20 protein-coding genes are annotated in these 21,221 nt (G+C 59.5%); 2 read left to right on the top strand and 18 right to left on the bottom strand.

Going from position 1 to position 21,221, the window contains the following annotated elements; all coding sequences use genetic code 11:
- Positions 1–7: 7 nt before the first annotated feature.
- The 15 genes from holB to AACQ43_RS12475 form a co-directional block, all read right to left on the bottom strand.
- Complete coding sequence (gene holB / locus AACQ43_RS12545; RefSeq protein WP_168967485.1) at positions 8–955, bottom strand: DNA polymerase III subunit delta'; 948 nt, start codon at positions 953–955, stop codon at positions 8–10.
- A complete protein-coding gene (gene tmk / locus AACQ43_RS12540) occupies positions 940–1,581 on the bottom strand; it encodes a dTMP kinase (RefSeq protein WP_168967484.1) in 642 nt (213 codons plus the stop codon). The genes holB and tmk overlap by 16 nt, the downstream gene beginning before the upstream one ends.
- The gene (gene mltG, locus AACQ43_RS12535; protein WP_168967483.1) at positions 1,581–2,582 is read right to left on the bottom strand and encodes an endolytic transglycosylase MltG; all 1,002 of its coding nucleotides are present in this window, start codon (positions 2,580–2,582) and stop codon (positions 1,581–1,583) included. The genes tmk and mltG overlap by 1 nt, the downstream gene beginning before the upstream one ends.
- On the bottom strand, positions 2,572–3,426 hold the full coding sequence (gene pabC, locus AACQ43_RS12530) for an aminodeoxychorismate lyase (protein ID WP_168967482.1): 855 nt from the start codon (positions 3,424–3,426) through the stop codon (positions 2,572–2,574). Before pabC ends, mltG begins: the two co-directional genes overlap by 11 nt.
- Positions 3,427–3,445: 19 nt before the next feature.
- The gene (gene fabF, locus AACQ43_RS12525; protein ID WP_011706107.1) at positions 3,446–4,687 is read right to left on the bottom strand and encodes a beta-ketoacyl-ACP synthase II; all 1,242 of its coding nucleotides are present in this window, start codon (positions 4,685–4,687) and stop codon (positions 3,446–3,448) included.
- An 82-nt stretch (positions 4,688–4,769) separates the two neighbouring features.
- Positions 4,770–5,006, bottom strand: coding sequence for an acyl carrier protein (gene acpP, locus AACQ43_RS12520; protein ID WP_005300909.1), 237 nt, complete (start codon positions 5,004–5,006; stop codon positions 4,770–4,772).
- 157 nt (positions 5,007–5,163) lie between these two features.
- The gene (gene fabG, locus AACQ43_RS12515) at positions 5,164–5,898 is read right to left on the bottom strand and encodes a 3-oxoacyl-ACP reductase FabG (RefSeq protein WP_168967481.1); all 735 of its coding nucleotides are present in this window, start codon (positions 5,896–5,898) and stop codon (positions 5,164–5,166) included.
- A gap of 13 nt (positions 5,899–5,911) precedes the next feature.
- A complete protein-coding gene (gene fabD, locus AACQ43_RS12510; protein WP_168967480.1) occupies positions 5,912–6,847 on the bottom strand; it encodes an ACP S-malonyltransferase in 936 nt (311 codons plus the stop codon).
- Between the two features lie 69 nt (positions 6,848–6,916).
- A complete protein-coding gene (locus AACQ43_RS12505; protein ID WP_168967479.1) occupies positions 6,917–7,876 on the bottom strand; it encodes a beta-ketoacyl-ACP synthase III in 960 nt (319 codons plus the stop codon).
- 7 nt (positions 7,877–7,883) lie between these two features.
- The gene (plsX, locus tag AACQ43_RS12500; RefSeq protein ID WP_029303012.1) at positions 7,884–8,903 is read right to left on the bottom strand and encodes a phosphate acyltransferase PlsX; all 1,020 of its coding nucleotides are present in this window, start codon (positions 8,901–8,903) and stop codon (positions 7,884–7,886) included.
- A 9-nt stretch (positions 8,904–8,912) separates the two neighbouring features.
- Positions 8,913–9,080 carry a 50S ribosomal protein L32 gene (gene rpmF, locus AACQ43_RS12495; protein WP_005300935.1) on the bottom strand — a complete coding sequence of 56 codons (168 nt, stop codon included), beginning with the start codon at positions 9,078–9,080 and terminating at the stop codon, positions 8,913–8,915.
- Positions 9,081–9,099: 19 nt separating this feature from the next.
- Positions 9,100–9,621: a 23S rRNA accumulation protein YceD gene (yceD, locus tag AACQ43_RS12490; RefSeq protein ID WP_011706102.1), complete on the bottom strand. Its 522-nt coding sequence runs from the start codon at positions 9,619–9,621 to the stop codon at positions 9,100–9,102.
- A 248-nt stretch (positions 9,622–9,869) separates the two neighbouring features.
- Positions 9,870–10,535 (bottom strand): START domain-containing protein, encoded by a 666-nt coding sequence (locus AACQ43_RS12485; protein ID WP_168967478.1) that lies wholly within the window; start codon positions 10,533–10,535, stop codon positions 9,870–9,872.
- A 70-nt stretch (positions 10,536–10,605) separates the two neighbouring features.
- The gene (gene yidZ / locus AACQ43_RS12480; protein ID WP_168967477.1) at positions 10,606–11,580 is read right to left on the bottom strand and encodes an HTH-type transcriptional regulator YidZ; all 975 of its coding nucleotides are present in this window, start codon (positions 11,578–11,580) and stop codon (positions 10,606–10,608) included.
- Between the two features lie 2 nt (positions 11,581–11,582).
- Positions 11,583–12,776 (bottom strand): MdtL family multidrug efflux MFS transporter, encoded by a 1,194-nt coding sequence (locus tag AACQ43_RS12475; RefSeq protein WP_168967476.1) that lies wholly within the window; start codon positions 12,774–12,776, stop codon positions 11,583–11,585.
- Positions 12,777–12,962: 186 nt separating this feature from the next.
- On the opposite strand from AACQ43_RS12475, the gene AACQ43_RS12470 reads away from it, so the two are divergent.
- Entirely contained in the window at positions 12,963–13,544 is a 582-nt protein-coding gene (locus tag AACQ43_RS12470) for a Maf family protein (protein ID WP_168967475.1), read from the top strand.
- A gap of 77 nt (positions 13,545–13,621) precedes the next feature.
- Here the strand turns inward: AACQ43_RS12470 and AACQ43_RS12465 are convergent, their stop codons facing one another.
- Together AACQ43_RS12465 and rluC are read right to left on the bottom strand one after the other, a co-directional pair.
- On the bottom strand, positions 13,622–14,269 hold the full coding sequence (locus AACQ43_RS12465; RefSeq protein WP_168967474.1) for an HAD family hydrolase: 648 nt from the start codon (positions 14,267–14,269) through the stop codon (positions 13,622–13,624).
- Positions 14,269–15,213, bottom strand: a complete 945-nt coding sequence (gene rluC / locus AACQ43_RS12460; RefSeq protein WP_201356046.1) for a 23S rRNA pseudouridine(955/2504/2580) synthase RluC — start codon at positions 15,211–15,213, stop codon at positions 14,269–14,271. Before rluC ends, AACQ43_RS12465 begins: the two co-directional genes overlap by 1 nt.
- A gap of 411 nt (positions 15,214–15,624) precedes the next feature.
- Between rluC and rne the strand changes: the two genes are divergently transcribed.
- On the top strand, positions 15,625–18,762 hold the full coding sequence (gene rne, locus AACQ43_RS12455; RefSeq protein WP_168967473.1) for a ribonuclease E: 3,138 nt from the start codon (positions 15,625–15,627) through the stop codon (positions 18,760–18,762).
- An 801-nt stretch (positions 18,763–19,563) separates the two neighbouring features.
- On the opposite strand, the gene AACQ43_RS12450 is transcribed toward rne, so the two are convergent.
- The gene (locus AACQ43_RS12450; protein ID WP_168967472.1) at positions 19,564–21,033 is read right to left on the bottom strand and encodes an inorganic phosphate transporter; all 1,470 of its coding nucleotides are present in this window, start codon (positions 21,031–21,033) and stop codon (positions 19,564–19,566) included.
- Positions 21,034–21,221: the final 188 nt, after the last annotated feature.

The raw sequence follows: 21,221 nt of genomic DNA, 5'->3' as shown, positions 1-21,221 counted from the left end.
GCGAGATTTATAACCAGCGAGTCAGCCAGTTCATCAGATGGATGGTGGGATTGGAGAGCTGTCCCGGCTGGCAGGCCATCTTCAGTTCCACCAGCTGTTGCTCTGCCTCCAGCAGCTTCTCGCTGGAATGAAGCTCGGCAAGTTGCTGGCTGAGCGCCGTCAGATCCGGCATCGCCAGCTGATGATGACCACAACCGGCCTGCGTCTTGAGAGCATCGCACAAGAACAGCTGCAACCAGTGCAGCCTGACCTGGGTATCGGTCGCCAGCAGACCGCACACGTGATTGGCTCGGGTTGGCGTCTGTGCCAGCGCGAGAAAACTCTCCAGCAGATCCCGGCGGGCACTGTCTTGCTGCTCTTCGATATAGCGCAGTACCCGCAGCGGCGCTCCCTGGCAGATCCGTACCTGGGCCAGCGTGGCCTGATGACCCTGCTCGGCCAGCCAGCGTACCGTCTCACCTTCGGCGGGCAACTGGCAGACATGTTTGTGGCAGCGACTGAGAATGGTCGGCAGCAGACGGGAAACCTGAGAGGCGATCAGCAGCAGCAAGCTGTCGCCGGCGGGCTCTTCCAGTGTTTTGAGCAGGGCGTTGGCGGCCGACTCCGTCATGCGTTCCGCATCCGGGATGATCACCACCTTGCCGCGGCCAAGCTGGGCCGAATTCTGCAGGCGTGAACAGATCTCGCGAATGGCCTCGACCCCGATGGTCTTGCTCTCCGTCATCAGGGTGCCCAGATCCGGATGATGGCCCTTCTCAAACAGCTGGCAGGAGTGACATTGACCGCAGGGCTCACCCCGGCCGGGCCGATGGCAGAGGTGCAAGCGCGCCAATTGTTCCGCAAGCAGCTCCTTGCCAAGACCGGGATCGCCGAGCAGCAACCAAGCGTGACCGAGTCGACCGGCCGCGGCGGTCTGGCTCAAGGCATGCCAGTCCGGGATCAACCAGGGATACATGAGGGCTCATCTTTCAGGTAGTGGGCCAGTGCTGCCTCGATGGCCGCCTTGACCTGCTCCGGCGCTTGGCCGGCATCGATCACCTTGATTGACTCATCGGCGGCAGCCAATTCCAGATAGCGCTGGCGGGTACGCTCGAAGAAGCTGAGTTGCTCGAGCTCGATCCGGTCCAGCTCACCGCGGTGGCGAGCCCGTTGCAGGCCGATGGCGGGATCGATGTCGAGATAGAGCGTCAGATCCGGTTTGAAGTCGCCGAGCACGGCCCGTTTAATGGCACCGATAAGGTTGGCATCGATGCCGCGGCCACCGCCCTGATAGGCCTGGGACGAGAGATCGTGGCGATCGCCTACCACCCAGATGCCGTCAGCCAGGGCCGGCTTGATACGGGTCTCGACCAGCTGGACCCGGGAGGCGTACATCAGCAGCAGTTCGGCTTCGATGGTGAGGCGCTCGTCGTGCACCTCCTTGACGATGGCCCGCATCCGCTCGGCCAGCGGGGTACCGCCCGGCTCACGGGTACACTCGAGCCGAGCCACGCCGTGGCCATGCAGATAGTCGGTCACATAACGCACCGCGGAGCTCTTCCCTGCTCCTTCCAGTCCTTCAATCACGATAAATTTAGACATTAGGGTTTCTTCAATATGTATTCGCGGACCGCCCGATTGTGCTCATCGAGGGTCTTGGAGAAGTAGTGGGCACCGCCCCCTTTGGCGACAAAATAGAGGTAGTCGGTCGATTTGGGGTTGAGCGCCGCCTCGATGGAAGCCTTGCCCGGCATGGCGATGGGCGTAGGCGGCAAGCCGTCGATCACATAGGTGTTGTAGGGGTTCACGTCGGTCAGGTCGCTGCGGCGGATGTTGCCATCATACCTGTCCTTCACCCCGTAGATGACGGTGGGATCGGTCTGCAGCTTCATGCCAAGGCGCAGGCGATTGACGAATACCGAGGCAATCTGAGCGCGCTCTTCCGGCATCCCCGTCTCTTTTTCGATGATAGAGGCCATGATCAGCGCCTCGTAAGGGGTCTTGTAAGGCAGATTGGCCTGGCGCTTGTCCCAACTCTGCTGCAGGAAGGCTCGCATGTCCTGATAGGCGCGACGCAGGATGGAAATATCGCTGGCATGAGTGGTATAGGCGTAGGTTTCCGGCAGGAACCATCCCTCCAGCTTGCCGTTGTCGATGCCAAGCTCCTGGGCCAGATCCGCTTCGCTCTGCTCCACCGTCAACCGCTCCAGATAAGGGGCGCTGGCCAGTTGCTTCAACCAATCCTCGAATCGGGATCCTTCGACGAAGGTAAGGCTGAAGTGAAACTCCTTTCCAGAGGCAAACAGGGAGAGGGTCTCCTTGAGGGGAGCCCCTTCCTTGATCTCATAGGTGCCGGATTTGATGGCAACCAGCTCGGGGTGACCGCGCAGCCAGAGCCGCACCGCCCAGGGGCTGGTTTCCCCCTCCCCCAGCTCGGCAATCAGGCGCGCCGCATGGGCCCCCTTCTCGACGGTAAAGAGGCGGGTCGGCCCCTTGTTGGTGAGCGTCTCCACCTGCTGCCATTTGTAATGTACATAGCCCCCGGCCACGGCAACTGTCAGCGCCGCGCCCGCGAGCAGGGTGTAAAGCCGATTAAACTTCAATGACCAAACGCTCCTGTAAGCGGCGGATCAATACCGGACTGGCATATTGGGTCTCCCCGATGCCGGTCACCGGCACTATGCCCATCAGGGTATTGGTCAGCCATACCTCTTCGGCCTGCCACAGTGACTCCAGCGGAGCCTCCACGACACGCAGTTCAATGCTCATCTGTTTTAGCATCGCCATCACATGGCGCCGCATGATGCCGTCTATGCCGCAGTGGGTAAGATCCGGCGTGAATACCGTTCTGCCACGGCGCCAAAACAGATTGGCACTGACCCCTTCTACCAGAAATCCCCGGCTGTTCAAGACTATACCTTCGACTCCCGAACGCGCCGCAAGTTCGCTTTTCAGCAGCACCTGCTCCAGCCGGTTGAGGGTCTTGAGGCCCGCCAACATGGGGGCATCGCCCAATCGTTGCTGGCATACCAGCAGGGGAATGCCGGTCTGCTGCCACTCCGGGTAGTGAGCCGGGTAAGCGGCCAGCGACAGGATCCGGGTCGGCGCATGGCAGGCAGTGCCATCATACCCCCGGCCACCACAGCCTCGGGTCAGCATCACCTTGATCACCGCCAGCGTCTGGTCGCGAGCCATCCCGGCGACCTCATCACCAAGGCGTTGCCAGTCCAGCTCGGCAAGGCCGAGTCTGGCGCTCGCTTGCTGCAGCCGTGCCAGGTGAGCCGGCCACCAGACGGGTCGACCATCCTTGACCAGCAAGGTGGTGAAATGGCCATCGCCATAAGCCAGGCCACGATCCATGGCGGAAACGCTGTCTGTCGGTATTCCATTGATCAGCAAAAGGATCCCTCCGATAAAAAAGGCCCGATACTGTCGTATCGGGCCCATACTATCCGCCCAGGGCGAATTATACGCGTTTGAAGATCAGTGAGCCATTGGTGCCACCAAAACCGAAGGAATTGGAGAGGGCATATTCGAAGTCGCCAGCCTTGGCAACATGAGGCACCAGGTCCAGATCGCACTCATCATCCGGGTTGTCCAGGTTGATGGTGGGCGGCGCCATCTGATCGCGCAGCGCCAGTACCGTGATGATCGCCTCGATGGCGCCGGCGGCACCCAGCAGGTGACCGGTCATTGACTTGGTGGAGCTGATCATCAGGGATTTGGCATGCTCGCCAAACACCGCTTTCATGCCGCGCAGTTCGGCCACGTCACCCAGGGGGGTGGAAGTGCCGTGGGCGTTGATATAACCCACCTGCTCGGGGGCGATGCCGGCATCCTTGATGGCATTTTGCATGGCGCGAGCGCCACCGTTGCCATCAGCGGGAGGCGCCGTCATGTGGTAGGCATCGCCACTCATGCCAAAACCGACCAGCTCGGCGTAGATCTTGGCGCCGCGGGCCTTGGCGTGTTCGTACTCTTCCAGCACCAGCACCCCGGCGCCATCACCCAGCACGAAACCGTCGCGATCTTTATCCCACGGACGGCTGGCCTTGGTGGGCTCGTCGTTGCGGTTGGAGAGCGCCTTGGCCGCCGCAAAACCGCCCATCCCCATCGGGGTGGAGGCTTTCTCGGCGCCGCCGGCCACCATCACGTCCGCATCGCCGTAGGCGATCATCCGGCCGGCCATGCCGATGGCATGGGTACCTGTGGTGCAGGCGGTGGTCACGGCGATGTTCGGCCCTTGCAGACCCTTCATGATGGAGAGATGACCGGACACCATATTGATGATGGTGGACGGTACGAAGAAGGGGCTCAGCTTGCGGGGGCCGCCATTGACCAGGCTGCTGTGGTTCTGTTCAATCAGGCCCAGACCGCCGATACCGGAACCGATCGCCACACCGACACGCTCGGCATTTGCCTCGTTGATGACGAGACCGGCATCATCCAGCGCCTGTATGCCTGCGGCGATACCGTACTGAATGAAGAGATCCATCTTGCGAGCTTCTTTGCGGTTGATACCGTACTGCTCGGGATCGAAATCCTTGACCTGGCCTGCGAAACGGGTCGCAAACTCGCTGGCATCAAAGTGTTCGATGGGAGAAATGCCGCTCTGCCCGTTGAGCAGGGCTTGCCAGCTGGATTCGGCAGTGTTGCCTACCGGGGAAAGCATCCCCAAGCCGGTCACCACGACTCTGCGTTTTGACACTGAGGTAGTCTCCGAGAGGTGTTTTGAAAAGGGGTAAACATAAAAGAAGCGGCCCTTGGGCCGCTTCTTTCAGAACAGGAACTTATTCCTGATTAGCGGTGATGTAGTCGATAGCCGCTTGAACAGTGGTGATCTTCTCGGCTTCTTCATCAGGAATTTCGGTATCGAATTCTTCTTCCAGCGCCATTACCAGTTCAACGGTATCCAAAGAGTCAGCGCCCAGGTCGTCGACGAAGGAGGCAGCGTTCTTAACGTCTTCTTCTTTAACACCCAGTTGTTCGATGATGATTTTCTTTACGCGTTCTTCGATGTTGCTCATGACCTGAATTTTCCTTTAAAAATACGCTATTGCGTCTGGTTGGGGTAGTTTATTCAATTGACGTGAGTTTGCAAGTGGCTTGCCGCTGGTCAAACCACGAAATTCGCCAAACTTCGGCGTACTATCGCAAATTTGAACAGATCTCACGACAAATTGATTACACCATGTACATCCCGCCATTAACATGCAGGGTTTCGCCAGTGATGTAGGCGGCATCATCCGATGCCAAGAATACCACAGCAGCGGCAATTTCTTTCGGGTCGCCCAGACGAGCGGCAGGCACCTGGCTCATGATGCCGGCACGCTGCTCTTCATTGAGCGCCTTGGTCATATCGGTCTCGATGAAACCGGGGGCAACCGCGTTCACGGTAATGCCGCGGGAGGCCACTTCACGAGCCAGCGACTTGGTGAAACCAACCAAGCCCGCCTTGGCGGCAGCATAGTTGACCTGACCGGCGTTGCCCATGATTCCCACCACGGAGCCGATGCTGATGATGCGCCCATTACGCTTCTTCATCATGGCGCGCAGCACCGGTTTGCTCAGTCGATACAGGGAGGTGAGGTTGGTGTCGATGATCTCGTTCCACTCATCATCCTTCATCCGCATCAGCAGGTTGTCACGGGTGATGCCGGCGTTGTTGATCAGGATGTCGATGTCGCCAAAACGCGCCTTGATGGCGGCGAAGACGGCTTCGATGGATTCCTGGCTGGTCACGTTCAGTGCCATGCCGCAACCCTGTTCACCCAGATAGGCGCTGATCGCCTCGGCGCCGCTCTCGCTGGTCGCCGTGCCGACTACTTTGGCGCCACGGGCCGCAAAAGTTTCGGCAATTGCACGGCCGATGCCACGACTGGCACCGGTCACCAACACAACCTTATCGGTAAAGCTCATTACTTGCTCCTGTTTACTTGATCTGGGCCAGCGCCTGCTCGAAAGAGGCGGCGTCGTTGGCATGAATACCTTCCACGCGCTTGTCGATGCGCTTGGCGAGCCCGGTCAATACCTTGCCCGGTCCCATCTCGATCTCGAGGGTAACCCCCTCATTGGCCATCCGCTCGACAGTCTCGGTCCAACGAACCGGGCTGAACAGCTGACGCACCAGAGCCTGTTTGATGGCGGCCGGATCCTGTTCACAGGATACGTCGACATTATTGATGACAGCGATGGCAGGAACCTTGATCTCGATCCCGTCCAGCGCAGCTGCCAATTTTTCTGCGGCAGGTTTCATCAGAGCGCAGTGAGAAGGCACGGAGACCGGCAACGGCAGCGCACGCTTGGCGCCGGACTCTTTCATCAGCACGTTGGCACGCTCGACGGCCTCTTTGTGGCCGGCGATGACCACCTGGCCCGGAGAGTTGAAGTTGACCGGGGAGACCACTTGTCCTTGTGCGGCTTTTTCGCAGTTGGCGGCGATGGCCTCATTGTCCAGCCCGATGATGGCGGCCATGGCACCAGTGCCTTCCGGCACGGCTTCCTGCATGGCCAGACCACGCAGCTCGACCAGTTTGACCGCATCGGCAAAGGCCAGTGCACCGCTGCACACCAGGGCGGAGTACTCACCCAGGCTGTGGCCAGCCATCACGGCGGGGGTTGCCCCACCCTGCTGTTGCCACAGGCGCCACAGCGCGACAGAGGCTGTCAGCAAGGCGGGCTGGGTGCGCCAGGTCTTGTTCAGATCGTCGGCCGGGCCATCCATCACCAGGGCAAACAGGTCATAACCCAGCACCTGGCTCGCCTCGGCGAAGGTCTCCTTGATCACGGCATGTTGTTCGGCCAGCTCGGCCAGCATGCCGACGGTTTGGGAGCCCTGTCCCGGGAAGGCAATGGCAAATTGGGTCATCATTGATTCCTTTAGATAAGACAAAAATGAGAGCGGCAGGATGAGCCAGATTGCTCATCCCGACCACGATCAGAGGCGAACCAGCGCCGAGCCCCAGGCAAAACCACCGCCGAAGGCTTCCAGCAATACCAGCTGGCCCGGTTTGATCCGGCCGTCACGCACCCCTTCATCGAAGGCGATGGGCACGGAGGCGGCAGAGGTGTTGCCGTGCTTGTCGAGGGTCAGCACTACCTTGTCCAGCCCCATGCCAAGCTTCTTGGCGGTGGCGCTGATGATGCGGAAGTTGGCCTGATGAGGCACCAGCCAGTCCAGCTCGCTCGGCGCGATGCCGGCGGCGGCCAGGGTCTCGGTGACGACCTCGCTCAAACGGGTGACCGCTACCTTGAACACATCGTTGCCCTTCATGTACATGTAGGCTTCAAGCTCGGCCCCTGGCATGCCGCGGCGCGGCTGCGGCAGCTTGAGCAGATCGCCGTAACGGCCATCCGCATGCAGATGGGTGGAGAGAATACCTGGTGTTTCGCTGGCACCGATCACCACGGCCCCTGCCCCGTCACCAAAAATGATGATGGTGCTGCGATCTTGTGGATCGCACATGCGCGACAGCACATCGGCCCCGACCACCAGTACGTGACGGGCGGCACCGGATTTGACGAACTGATCGGCGATGGAGAGCGCGTAGGTAAAGCCAGCGCAGGCGGCGGCCACGTCAAAGGCCGGGATCCCTTGCACCCCGAGCAGGCCCTGCAATTCACAGGCGGCGGCCGGGAAGGCGTTCTCGGCACTGGTGGTGGCCAGCACTATCATATCGAGATCGGCTGCGGTCAGGCCCGCTGCGTCCAGGGCGCGCAGAGCGGCCTGGTGAGACAGGGTGGCGACGGTTTCATCGGCACCGGCAATGCGACGTTCACGGATCCCGGTACGCTCCACAATCCACTCGTCGCTGGTTTCCACCATCTGTTCGAGATCGGCATTGGTACGTACCGAGTTCGGCAGATAACTGCCAGTACCCAAAATTTTGCTATGCATAGAGTTCTTATAGATCCCTGTCGGAAAAGACAGATTCAAGGCGATCTGCTATTTGCAATGGAAGTTGATGCTTGGCCTCTTGCGCGGCCAGCAGGATCGCGTTACACAGGGCACGCCGTTCGGCCCGCCCGTGGCTTTTTACCACAATGCCGCGCAATCCTAACAGACTTGCACCGTTATACTGGTCGGGGTTCAGGTAAGAAAAACGCCGTTTGAACATAAATCCGGCGATACGGCCAAGAAAACTGCGTTTTTTGCGGGGATATCCGGCCAGTTGGGCCATCATCCGCACGACCCCTTCCGCCGTCTTGAGGGCCACGTTGCCGACAAAACCGTCGCAGACGATCACGTCGCACTCGCCGCTGAAGATCCGGTCCCCTTCGACAAAACCGACGAAGTTGAGCGCCTGGCACTGGCGCAGCAACTCGGCACTGTGGCGCACCAGATCGTTGCCCTTGATCTCCTCCTCCCCCACGTTGAGCAGGGCCACCCTGGGAGTGGCAATGCCCTCAACTTTTTCAGCCACCACAGCGCCCATCACCGCAAATTGCAGCAGGGTGTCGGCATCACAACTGACGTTGGCGCCAAGATCCAGCATCACGGTCCGTTTGCCGGAAAGGGTGGGCAACGCTTTGATGAGAGCGGGTCGGTCGACCCCGGGCAGGGATTTGAGCACGCACTTGGCCATGGCCATCAGCGCACCGGTATTGCCGGCGCTGACGCAGGCATCGGCCTCACCGGCCTTCACCAGATTGAGGACGACCCGCATGGAGGAGTCTTTCAGGGTGCGCAGCGCCACGATCGGTTTGTCGCCCATGCCAACCACCTGGGATGCATGTACGAAACGAACGCGGGGATGATTCAGCAAGCCATGTTGCTGCAAAAGAGGGGTGGTCTGGTGTTGGTCACCAACCAGGATCAGTTTTAACTGGGGTAAAAGAGACAGTGCCTGCACGGCGGCAGGCACTGTTTCCGAGGGGCCAATATCTCCCCCCATGATGTCTAGCGCGACAGTTTGCGTAGACAAAGGCAATCCTTAAGCGATTACCTTTTTACCGCGGTAGAAACCATCGGCAGTCACGTGGTGACGACGATGGATTTCGCCACTGGTCTGATCAACAGTCAGGGCAGCGGTGGTCAGCGCATCGTGGGAACGACGCATGCCACGCTTGGCACGGGTTTTACGGTTCTGTTGTACGGCCATTGTAGGCTAACTCCTAAATTCACTTACGTTTAAGCTCTTCAAGAACTGCAAAGGGATTCGGCCGCTCATCAGCAGGTTCGATTTCACCCCAGGTCATCTCCATGTTACCGCGCGGGCAAGCATCCATGGGATGCATGGCCACCTGCGGCAACGAGAGGATGAGTTCATCCTCCAGGATTTGATGAAGATCCATCTCGCCGTTTTCGTCCAACTCAATGGGCTCATAAGCTTCCGGCAGTTCTTCCTCGTTTGTTCTCTCGAACAGCGGAGTGTAGATAAATTCAGCTTCACAGAGATGCTCGAATGTTTCTCCACAACGCTGGCAAACCAGGTCAACCTTGGCATGGGCAGTGCCTTTCATAACGGTCAACTTCTGGACATCTTTGCCAAAGTGCAGCGATACATCGATATCACTCTGCAAGCCTGCGGTTGATTCCTCCAGCCTGGGCATCTGCGACTTTTCCACTATCCCGACATAATCGAGCAGCTTCGAGGCACTACGGACTGGATCAACCTTTACGGGCAACTTCACCTTTTGCATAGGGCGCGAATATTATAGGTCCAACAACTGATAGTCAAAGGAAAAAGTCCTTACCGCCGATGATTTTAACCTCACAACCCCCGCACATGGCGGAACTTGCGCTCACCGGTGGCTGATTATGCCATAAACCAACGGATCCGACACCGGATCCTGGCCGCATTTGCGCTAACGGTAGGGATCCGGCTCACTCCTTGACAGCAGAATTTCACAGCGCAGGTGAATCAACCACTCCCCTGCCCCAACGGGGTTCATGGATGGCTGTCGCACGGCCCGACCTGGCGTCCCTGCCGCATATGGGCGCAAGGGCAAGATTCGGGCGGGATGGCCTCCATCAGGCGACGGATGGCTCGAAAACTGTCCAGCGCGGCCTGAGCGGCGATGGGGTTGATAAGCCAGCCAGGCAGGTTGTCACCCGGGTTGGTATAAGTTTCGAGGCGTATCAGGGTGGTGCCGTTGAGTTGCGGCACCGCCTCCCAGCGTCCTTCACTGGTGCGGATCCGCACCCGACCGGGATAAGGCGGCAGAGCATCAGGGGCGGCCCATACCGTCAGCACCAGGCCGCAATTGGGTTGACGTTGCAGGCGGGAGTGGGTGATAAGCTCCCGCTCCTGCACCGGCCAGGGCGCAGAGAGCCGGGTATAGACCAGATCTTCATCGGGTGCCGGCTTGGCCAGCACCCTTACCTCCAGGCTCTGGGGCAGCCACTCCTGATGGCGGGCGGTATCACGCAGCACGGCCAGCAGCGCCGACGGCGGAGCGGCCACCTTCATCTCCAGGCGCAAAGCCTGAAATGCGCCAGGGGGATGAGCCCGGCTCCACAGCAGTATGCCCGCCTCCCCCGCCTGCAGGTGCCAGCCCTGTGCCCAGGCCGGCACGCAGAGCAACCATAACAGCCATATCCCGACTCTCATCATCCATGACCCCGCCTTGCCCATTCCTATGCTTATAGCCGTTTTTCTGGCCCTGCGAAGGTAGAGGTCAGGGTTAACCCGCGCCAGCGGCCCCGATATGCTGGTGGTAGAGCCGTTTGATCTCGTCGCGCAGCCACAGCACCTTGGTGTTGTGGTTGTTGCGCTTGTGCCAGAGCAGGATGAAAGCGATGTCGAGTTGCCGGTAGAGGGCTTCATCCAGCGGCAGCGGCAAGGAGATCAGATTGTCGTGGTGCTGGCGGGCATAACTGGCGCAATAGGAGGGCACCACCGCGATCAGTTCGTGGGCAGACTGGGCTGCGATATGCAGCGCCTGCTCGAAGCTGGAGACCCGGATCGGCACCTGCCGGCTGAGCCCCTCATCGTCCAGCAGGCTGTCGAGCGCCCAGGCATCGCTCGCCTCCCACACCACGCTGACATGGGGGTAGGCGAGGAAGTTGTCGAGGTTCCAGGTGCGGGCCAGTAGCGGGTGATCCTTGCGCAAAAACACCATGGGCCTGTCTTCGAACAACACCTCGTGATCGATGTAATAGGGCAGCCGATTGACCCTGGCCAGCGAGCTGGGGTGGGTTTCCCTCGCACAGAAGCCGAGATCGGCATCGCCATTGATGATGTCATTGAGGGAGTGATGGTCCCAGTTCATGATCCGGATGGTCGATTTACGATAGGTTTCATAAATCACCATGGGTAGATCATTGAGAAAGCTGATGTAAAAGGGCGACTCCAGCACCAGCCTGAAGGCGGCCCCCGCCGGAATGGCACTGCCGCAGAGAGAGGCGATGTTGCCCGATAGCTGGAACCACTCCTTGAGCTCTTCCTCTAGGGTGAGCGACAGATTGGTGGGTTCCAACCCCCGCTGAGTGCGAAGGAACAGCGGGTCGTCGAACCAGTCGCGCAGCCGCGCCAGCGCCTTGCTGACGGTAGGCGCCGTGACATTGAGTTTCTTGGCAGCCTTGGTGACACTGCGCTCTTGCAGCAACAGCCGAAATACCACCAACAAATTGAGATCGAGGTCGATCAAGGGACGCATGCTCAGGGATTCTCCATGACCGGGGCACCGTGGGCGGCGCTGTCGAAGACCGGCCCCAGGGCGCGAAAGAGCAGATAGAGTAACACGGCACCGAGCAGGGCACAGGCAAGCAGCGTGCTGGGTGCAAAGCCAAGCCACCCCATCAGCCAGATATAGCCGGCGCTCACGGTTATCTGGGCAAGACAGAGGGTGGCGCTGGCTAGCGCTATCTGGTGACGGCAACTGGCCAGCGCCTCGCCCATGGCGATGCCGAAGCTCGCGGAAAAACCGATGCAGGTGAAGGCAAAGCCCGCCAGCAGCAGCCAAAGGCTCCAGAAGCCATCAAAACGAGAGGCCAGGATCAGCAGCAGCGCCAACCCCAACCCACCGTGGGCCAGTGCGAGCTGGCTGTGCTTGTGCAGTCGACGCAGCAACAAGGGGGCGAAGAAGGAGGTGATCATGCTGATCATCGCCATGATCATCATGATGCGAGCATACTCTGCGGTTGCCAGCCCCCTCTGGGTCATCAGGATCATCGGCGAAGTGCTGACGTAGGTCAGAATGCAGGTCATGCCGGCACTGCTCAACCCACACATCCAGAGGAACTGCGGCACTTGCAAGAAGGCAAAGCGGGATGCTGACGCACGCGAGAATGGCTCAGGGGGCAGCGGCAGGCTCTCTTTCAGCCCCAGCAGGTTGATCAGCAGCACCACGCCGCCGAGCAGCGCCATGGCCTGAAAGATGGCAGGCCATGGGAAGCCGGTCAGGATGAAATAACCGAGCAGCGGCGCCAGCACGGGGATCACGCAGATGACCCCATTGATGGCCGACAGCACGGCCGCCAGCCGAACCGGTGGCAACACGTCTCGCAGCACGGTGAAGGTCATGATGTAGAGCGCGCCGGCCCCTGCCCCCTGACCCACCCGCGCCAGCAGAAACTGCGCAGTGTCGTTGGCGCTGCCGGCCAGTAGCGACGCCAGCATAAACAAGCCGGCCCCACTCAGGATCACCGGCTTGCGGCCGTGACGATCTGCCAGCAGGCCAGCCAGCGGGACGGTCGCGGCCATGCCGAGCAGATAGAGGGAAAACGCGGTGTGCAGCTGAGCCTCGCTGGCCTGAAGGCTGGCGCCGATGTTGGGCAACGCCACAAGATAGAGATCGATCCCTACCGGGTAGAGCGTGATCATCAAAAAACAGCAGAGCATGTAACGGCCCATGGTGACTCCTCAGCGAATGGGTAGCATCGACGGGGCACTATAACGTCAGGCCGGATGAATAAGCCGATAGCGGTGTTTTCCAATCTCGACATGCTGGAAAAGAGAATGGCGGCGATATTTGCCCTCGCCGCACGGTGGCGATACCATCCACGCCTGCCCGTTTCTGAACCTGGATACCTGATTGCCATGTCGCGTCCCCTGATCCTCGCCTCCACCTCCCGTTACCGCAAAGCCCTGCTGGAAAAGCTGGGCCTCCCCTTTGAGTGCGCCGCGCCGAATGTTGATGAATCTGTGCAGCCTGGTGAGGATGCGCAAACGCTGGTGGCTCGCCTTGCCCATGCCAAGGCCCGTGCCATCGCCGACCGGCATGATCAGGGGCTGATCATCGGCTCGGATCAGGTGTGCGTCTGTGATGGCCGGATCCTGGGCAAGCCGGGAACGGTCGAGCAAGCGGTGGCCCAGCTGATGGCGGCCCGGGGGCGCAGTGTCACCTTTTATACCGGCTTGTGCGTGCTGGACGCCGCGTCTGGCCGCGCCGAACAGCTGATAGAACCCTTCACCGTTCACTTTCGCCAGCTGGATGAGGCGGCCATCCGCCGCTATGTAGCGGCTGAACAGCCCCTCGACTGTGCCGGCAGCTTCAAGTGTGAAGGCATGGGGATCGTGCTGTTCAAGGCCCTGGAAGGGCGCGATCCCAATGCGCTGATCGGCCTGCCGTTGATCGGCCTGATCGAGCTGCTGGCCCGCCACGATATCGCCCTGCCCTGATGGGAGCGGTATGCCAGCCATGAAAAACGGGAGCCAAGGCTCCCGTTTTTCATTTACTCATCAGGCATATCACAAGGCTAACTCAGCAACCGCTGGAGCTGCGCCATGGTATCGACCACCGCTAACGGGTGGTGGGCCAGCAAGCGGGTACGGTCGTGCACACCCCAGCTCACCCCGATCCGCGGCATGGCCAGCGCCTCGGCCATCGCCATGTCGTGGATGGAATCGCCGATCATCACCGCCTGGTGCGGGGCAATGCCCAGCTCATCCAGAATTTGCGTCAGCATCAGGGGATCGGGCTTGGAGTTGGCCTCGTCCGCCCCGCGCGTGGCGGCAAAGAGCGGCCGCAACCCGGTGTCATCCAGTACCCTGTCCAATCCACGCCGTGACTTGCCGGTGGCGACCGCCAAGGCCACCCCTTGTTCATGCCAATGCTGCAACAGTTCCCTCGCCCCGGCAAACAACGGGCTGGGTGTGCTGTCATGGACGTAATGGTGGCGATAGCGGGCGATCAGGGCGTTGGCTCGTTCACTCCCCTGCTCCAGAGAAAACAGCCGGGGGATACCGACCTCCAGACTGAGACCGATGATCTGGTGCGTCTCGACGGCGGTGGGCACGGGTTCACCACAGTCGCCAGCCGCGTGCGCCACACAGGCAACAATCCGGCCCACCGAGTCCATCAGGGTACCGTCCCAGTCGAAGATGGCGAGCCGGATGGTCTGCATCAGCGTGCCAACTTGTTCAGGAAGTCGTCGAGTTCGGGGGCCAGCGGTGCTTCCACCTGCATCTCGCGACCATCGGCCGGATGGATGAAGCTCAGCTTCCAGGCATGCAAAAACAGTCGTTTCAGCCCCTGACTGCGCATTTTATCGTCAAATGCGGCTTCTCCATACTTGTCATCACAGGCGATGGGGTGACCCGCATGCTGGGTATGCACCCGGATCTGGTGGGTACGACCGGTGATCGGGCTGCACTCCACCAGGGTGGCCTCGGCAAACTGACGGGCAATCCGGAAACGCGTCTCGGAGGGCTTGCCATCGCTGCTGACCCGCACGACCCGCTCGCCGGATTGCAGATCATTTTTGCGCAGCGGTGCATTGACCACCTTGACGTGAGGCTGCCACTGGCCACGCACCAGCGCCAGGTACTGCTTGCGCATGGTCTTGACCCGCAGTTGCTCATGCAGGCTGCGCAGGGCGCTGCGCTTCTTGGCAACCAGCAGTACGCCGGAGGTGTCGCGATCGAGCCGATGCACCAGTTCGAGGAAACGGGCTTCCGGGCGCAGGGCCCGCAGCCCTTCAATCACGCCAAAGCTCAAGCCGCTGCCGCCGTGTACCGCCATGCCGGACGGCTTGTTCAGCACGATCATGGCGTCATCTTCAAACAGGATCTGGCTCTCCAGACGCTGGATGCTGCCAAGATTGGCCGAGGGCAGTTCGTTCTTTTCGGCAACCCGCACGGGGGGGACCCGTACCTCGTCGCCAGTGCAGAGTTTGTATTCCGGTTTGATGCGCTTTTTGTTGACGCGCACTTCCCCTTTGCGAAGGATACGATAGATCAGGCTCTTGGGGACGCCCTTTAGCTGAGTCTTGAGAAAATTGTCGATGCGCTGCCCTTCATGCTCAGCTTCGATGGTGAGCAGCTGCACTTGTTGATGTATCTGTGTCATGGCGCGGATTTTAACACTGCCGGCGGCCCTTGGCTGCATGCTTTGTTGAAAAATGGCGCCTTGCTATAAAAGTGGTTTAAATGGGATAATAAACAAGGTTTTGTCATTGTGTTCAAGCCTTGTACTAAGTGGCCAAAATTTATGCCACCCAATCCCGAAACACCGTGTATACAAGAACATGACGGTTCCCGGGTGCGAGGTACAGCGCATGGAGAACGCAAACAGAACCGCTAATTTGTCTCCACACCGGTATCCTTTTCATGCCTTCTCGAGAAGGCTGGACCAGAGTGCCCTTAGTTTGCGCCTCATGCATACCCCAACCGGGAGGTTGCCCCAGTATGCTGAAGACCCGAGGCCGGCGCCGGCAGGATCCTGTGGAGGAAATCAAAATGACAAAATAACGAGAACTCAATGAAAAGAATGCTAATCAACGCGACTCAGGAAGAAGAGTTGCGCGTAGCGCTGGTTGACGGACAACAGCTCTACGATCTGGATATTGAAAGTCCGGGACACGAGCAGAAAAAAGCGAACATTTACAAGGGCAAAATCACCCGCGTAGAACCCAGTCTCGAAGCTGCTTTTGTCGACTATGGCGCCGAGCGCCACGGTTTCCTGCCGTTAAAGGAAATCGCCCGCAATTACTTCCCCTCCGGTTACTCCTATCAGGGTCGTCCCAACATCAAAGAAGTGGTCCGCGAAGGCCAGGAAGTGATCGTCCAGATCGACAAGGAAGAGCGTGGCACCAAGGGTGCAGCCCTCACCACCTTTATCAGTCTGGCCGGCAGCTACCTGGTACTGATGCCGAACAATCCTCGCGCCGGTGGTATCTCCCGCCGTATCGAAGGTGATGAACGGACTGAACTGAAAGAAGCCCTGAGCGGCCTGACCGTGCCGGACGGCATGGGCCTCATCGTGCGTACCGCCGGTGTGGGCAAATCCCCGGAAGAGCTGGAATGGGATCTGAACGTTCTGCTCAACCACTGGGATTCCATCCACAAGGCGTCACAGAGCCGCTCCGCGCCGGTGCTTATCCATCAGGAAAGCAACGTCATCGTGCGTGCCATCCGTGACTATCTGCGTCGCGATGTCGGCGAGATCCTGATCGACAACCCGGTCATCTTCGAGCGTGCCAAGGCGCATATCGAGCTGGTTCGTCCCGATTTCCTCAATCGCGTGAAGCTGTACAAGGGTGAAGTTGCCCTGTTCAACCACTTCCAGATCGAGAGCCAGATCGAGTCGGCCTTCCAGCGTGAAGTGCGTCTGCCCTCTGGCGGCAGCATCGTCATCGATCCGACCGAAGCGCTGACCTCCATCGATATCAACTCCTCCCGCGCCACCAAGGGCGGCGATATCGAAGAGACTGCGCTGCAAACCAACCTGGAAGCGGCCGACGAAATTGCCCGTCAATTGCGTCTGCGCGACCTGGGTGGCCTGATCGTCATCGACTTTATCGACATGACTCCGGTTCGTCATCAGCGCGAAGTGGAAAACCGTCTGCGTGAAGCGGTGCATCAGGACCGTGCCCGCATCCAGCTGGGCCGGATCTCCCGTTTCGGTCTGCTGGAGATGTCTCGCCAGCGTCTGCGTCCCTCCCTCAACGAGTCCAGCAGCCATATCTGCCCCCGTTGCCAGGGTCAAGGCGTGATCCGTGACAACGAATCCCTCGCTCTGTCTATCCTGCGTCTCATCGAAGAAGAGGCCATGAAGGACAACACCGAGCAGGTTCACGGCCAAGTGCCGGTGGATGTTGCCGCCTATCTGCTCAACGAGAAGCGTGCCTCCATCGCCAGCCTGGAACAGCGTAATGATGTACGTGTCTACATCATTCCGAACCAGCATCTGGAAACCCCGCACTACGAAGTAACCCGCATCCGTCAAAACGAGATCCCTGAAGCGGCCAGCTACGAGCTGAAAACCGAGATTGCCAAGCCGGTCTACCAGCCGAAGCAGGCTCAGGTGATCGAGCGCGAACAACCGCTGCTGCAAGGTTTTGTCCAGGCGCCCCAGCCGGCCCCCGCCGCGCCAGCCCCGGTCGTGGCTCCCGCTGCACCGGCCGCGCCCGAAGCCGGTCTGTTTGGCAAACTGTTCAAGGCCATCTCCGGCTTGTTCGGTGCCGACACCGCCCCTGCCGACGTGAAGGCTCCTGCCGACAAACCGGCAGCCCAGCGCGAAGCACGCAAAGATGAGGGTCATCGTCATCAACGCGATGAAACCCGCAGCCGTGGTCAGCGTGGTCGTCGTGATGACAACCGTGGTAACCGCAGCCCTGCCGATGCCGCAGAGAAGCGGGAAGCGGGTGCCAATCGTGAAGGCGGCGAAAGCCGCAACCGTCGTCCCCGCAAAGAGCGTGAGCCGCGCCAGGAGCGTGAAGCCCGTGGCGAAGTGCGTGAACAGCGCATGGAACGTGAACCTCGCGAGGCTCGTGAGCCGCGTCAGGAACGTGAACCCCGCGCCCCGCGTCCGGCTCGTGAACCCCGTGCTCCGCGTGAACCTCGCGCCGAAGTGGTCGTTGACGCGGTAGAAACCGTCGATACCACCATGGTCAACGACGAGCCGCGTCTGGAAAAAGAGCAGAAAGTGGCTGAGCGCCGCGAACGCCGCCAACTGCGCAAGCAGATCCGGGTCGATGCCCAGGCCAGCGACGTTGCCGCCCTGCCCGCCGATGCTCCGGTTGTTGCCGAAGAGGCCTCCGACGCAGTAGAGCAGCACGATGAGCAGGCCGAAGGCCAGCGTCGTTCCCGTCGTACGCCGCGCAATCAGCGTATCGAAGGCCAACGTCGCAAGCGCATCAATGAAGATGCCCGCAGCCAGCGTGAAGATGAAGAGCAGTCTGCCGAAGGCGCTGCCCCTACCCTGACAGCAGCTGCCCAGGCAGATGCCGCCCAGGTGAAAGTGGAAGAACCGGCAGTCCCTGTCATCACCATTCCCAGTGCTGAAGCTGTTGCCGCCGCCCTGCAGGCCTCTGCTGCGCTGACCGAGCATGTCGTGCCAGAAGCCGTTGTGGCCGAAGCTCACGAGCAGGCTGAGGTCGTGGCTGCAGAGCCAGTGGTAACCGAAGCGGTAGCTGCTGAAGAAGCCCAGGTAGCGGTTGTCAACGAGCCAGTGGTTGCAGAAGTTGCGGCCCCGGTCGCAGCGGAAGTCGTTGCTGTTGAGGCACCGGCCGTCGAGACTGCCGTGGTTGAAGCTGCAGCTGCTGCCCCAGCAGTTGAAGAAGCGGCTCCGGCAGTGGTTGTAGCCGAGGTTGCCCCTCTGGTGGTTGAACAGCCAGCTCCGGTCGCTGAAGCTGAACCTGTCATTGCTGACGAGGCTCCGGTAGCCGCTGCCGTAGCAGCCCCTGTGGCCAAGCAAGTCCAACGTGGTGGTGGCCTGCTGGCCGGTGCCCGCAAGGCCTCTGCGCCGATGGCAACACCGGCTGCGGCCCCTGCCCTGCCGGTACGCGAGCCGGTTGATCATGCGCCGCTGGTGCGCAGTGAAGTGGCAAGCTCAGGTCGCCATGGCGGCAGTACCGCTGCCGTCAACGTTGCAAGCAGCCCGGCCGGTCGTCCTTGATGACTCGCTAGTCTGACAAAAAGAGCCACACATTGTGTGGCTCTTTTTTTAGATGCGGCATGGCACCGTCAGCTCGTCTCGATTACCCGTCCCTTTACTGCGCCACGACCCACCTACTAGCACTTAGAACAAGTCTCTCCCATCATATTGAATAACCACAGCCATTGGCGAAGTGCGGCTCAATCCATATTCCTGCTACTGCGACTGTATGGGTCCTGGTTTAGGCAGACTGGATAAGAGCCGACACTAGATACAAATATCGCGCTGTGTAGACATCTTTCACAACACCGGTGCGCATGAACTGCATGACCAAGCCTGCCACCCATCTCGAAGTCGATTTGAAGTGTGTATGCCTCTATCAATCAGAATCGGTTGTCCATTCGACCTTCCATCCTCTCGGCAATCCAGACGTGCAGCCAACCAATGCAGGCAAAGACCCCTCTTCCACAACCGCCAACACAAGTAATCCCACCTGCTAATTTAGGCAGTCATGTGCCATGGGATGAACAGACATCGACCTTAGCCGAGCAACTCGGCTCTTGCTGCACCCCTAGTAGGGGCAAAGCCGCAAAAGACGCCCACTCTGCCAACCCTCCTATCTTGAATGCCTGTTGATGGGTGGGGATGAGCTTAGTGGGTGAGAGAAGTAATTGATTGGATGAAAAAATTAGTTTGATGGCATATCAAGGATAGTCAAATTGGAAACCCGGCTGGCAGGAGCCTGGCATCACACATGTGTTTTTGAGGTCATGAAAAAAGGGCCGCAAGGGCCCTTTCTCAACACGCTTTTGGTATCTGCTATCAGCTGAACAGATGATGGCTGATCAGGAACAGGCCACCAGAGAGCAGCATGGTCAGTGGCAGGGTCAGCACCCAGGCCATCAGGATGGTCTTGATGGTCTGGCTCTGCAGGCCTGACTTGTTGGCCACCATGGTCCCCGCTACCGCAGAGGAGAGGATATGCGTGGTCGATACCGGCATCCCGGTCAAACTGGCCACGCCGATGGAGGCGGCAGCGGTGATCTGGGCGGCGATCCCCTGGCTGTAGGTCATGCCGGAGGAACCAATCTTCTCACCGACGGTGTAGACGATACGACGCCAGCCAACCATGGTGCCACAGCCCAGCGCCAGCGCGATGGAGACAATGACCCAGGTCGGTGCATATTCGGCAGTGGCCGTCAGATCCTTGCGCCATTTGGCAAGGTCAGTCAGCTCTTTGGCCGGCAGCGGCAGCTTGGATACCTTGCGAGCGGTATCATCGATGCACAGCAGCAGACGACGCACTTCACGGCGGTCGGTCAGGTCCATCTCTTCATAGGTCCGCACCTGGGCAAGACGATTGTCCAGCGTGGCCATAGCCTGCAGGGCACCATCGGCAGAACAGTGAGTCATCAACTCTTCCTGGGCCTGGGCAGGCACACTGAAGTTCACGACTTTGGAAACCTGCTCATGGTTGCGCTGATAGATCTCCATGATGCGCTGATTGGCATCCTGGGTGCGATCCAGGTCATAAGAGCGGCTGTTCATGTCCAGTGCGAAATAGGCAGGAGCCATGCAAATCAGCACCAGCATCACCAGACCAATGCCCTTCTGGCCATCGTTGGAACCGTGCACAAAGCTCACGCCCATGGCAGACGCCACCAGAGTGAGACGCGCCCAGAACGGCGGATGCTTCTTGCCATCCACCAGAAGACGCTCTTCCGGGGTCTTGTGGATCTTGCTGCCCTGCCAGACGCGTTTCATGGCGAACAACAGCAGCGCGGCGATGATGAAACCGACGGTAGGAGAGATGATGAGGGAAAGCATGATGTCGATGGCTTTAGCGACGTTGATACCTTCCTGCAGCGGTTGATGGCTGATCCAGGCATAGGCGCCGCCTACCCCCAGAATGGAGCCGATCAGCGTGTGTGAGCTGGATGCAGGGATCCCGAAGAACCAGGTACCCAGATTCCACACGATGGCGGAAAACAGCAGGGAGAACACCATGATCAGACCCTGAGTGGAGTCCATCCCCAGCAGCAGATCGATGGGCAGCAGGTGGACAATGGCATAAGCCACCCCTAGACCACCCATCATGACCCCGGCAAAGTTGAACAGACCGGAGGCCACTACCGCCATGTGTGCCGGCATCGCCTTGGTATAGATAACCGTTGCTACCGCGTTAGCGGTATCGTGAAAGCCGTTGATGAATTCATAGGCCAACACAAAAAAAACGGCCAATACCAAACCGATTGACCACCACAAACCCAAACCACTAAACATTTCAAACATAAAAAACGAACCTGTTTATGAGTTGCGGCGGATTATGCCAGAAGGCTGGTAACGCCATACCCGTTGTTGAAATATTTCAGTAAGAAAAAAAAAGAGCATTCCGCCTACAAATAGCTTAAAGCCAGTCACCATGCGGCTTGTCCTTGATTAATTAAACAGACCTTGCCTGACAAAAACAGTTCCCAAAT

The organism is Aeromonas sp. DNRA1, from assembly GCF_963888745.1.
Lineage (GTDB): Bacteria > Pseudomonadota > Gammaproteobacteria > Enterobacterales > Aeromonadaceae > Aeromonas > Aeromonas hydrophila.
The sequence above is the reverse complement of the archived record's forward strand: the minus strand, read 5'-3'. Positions and strand labels throughout refer to the sequence as shown.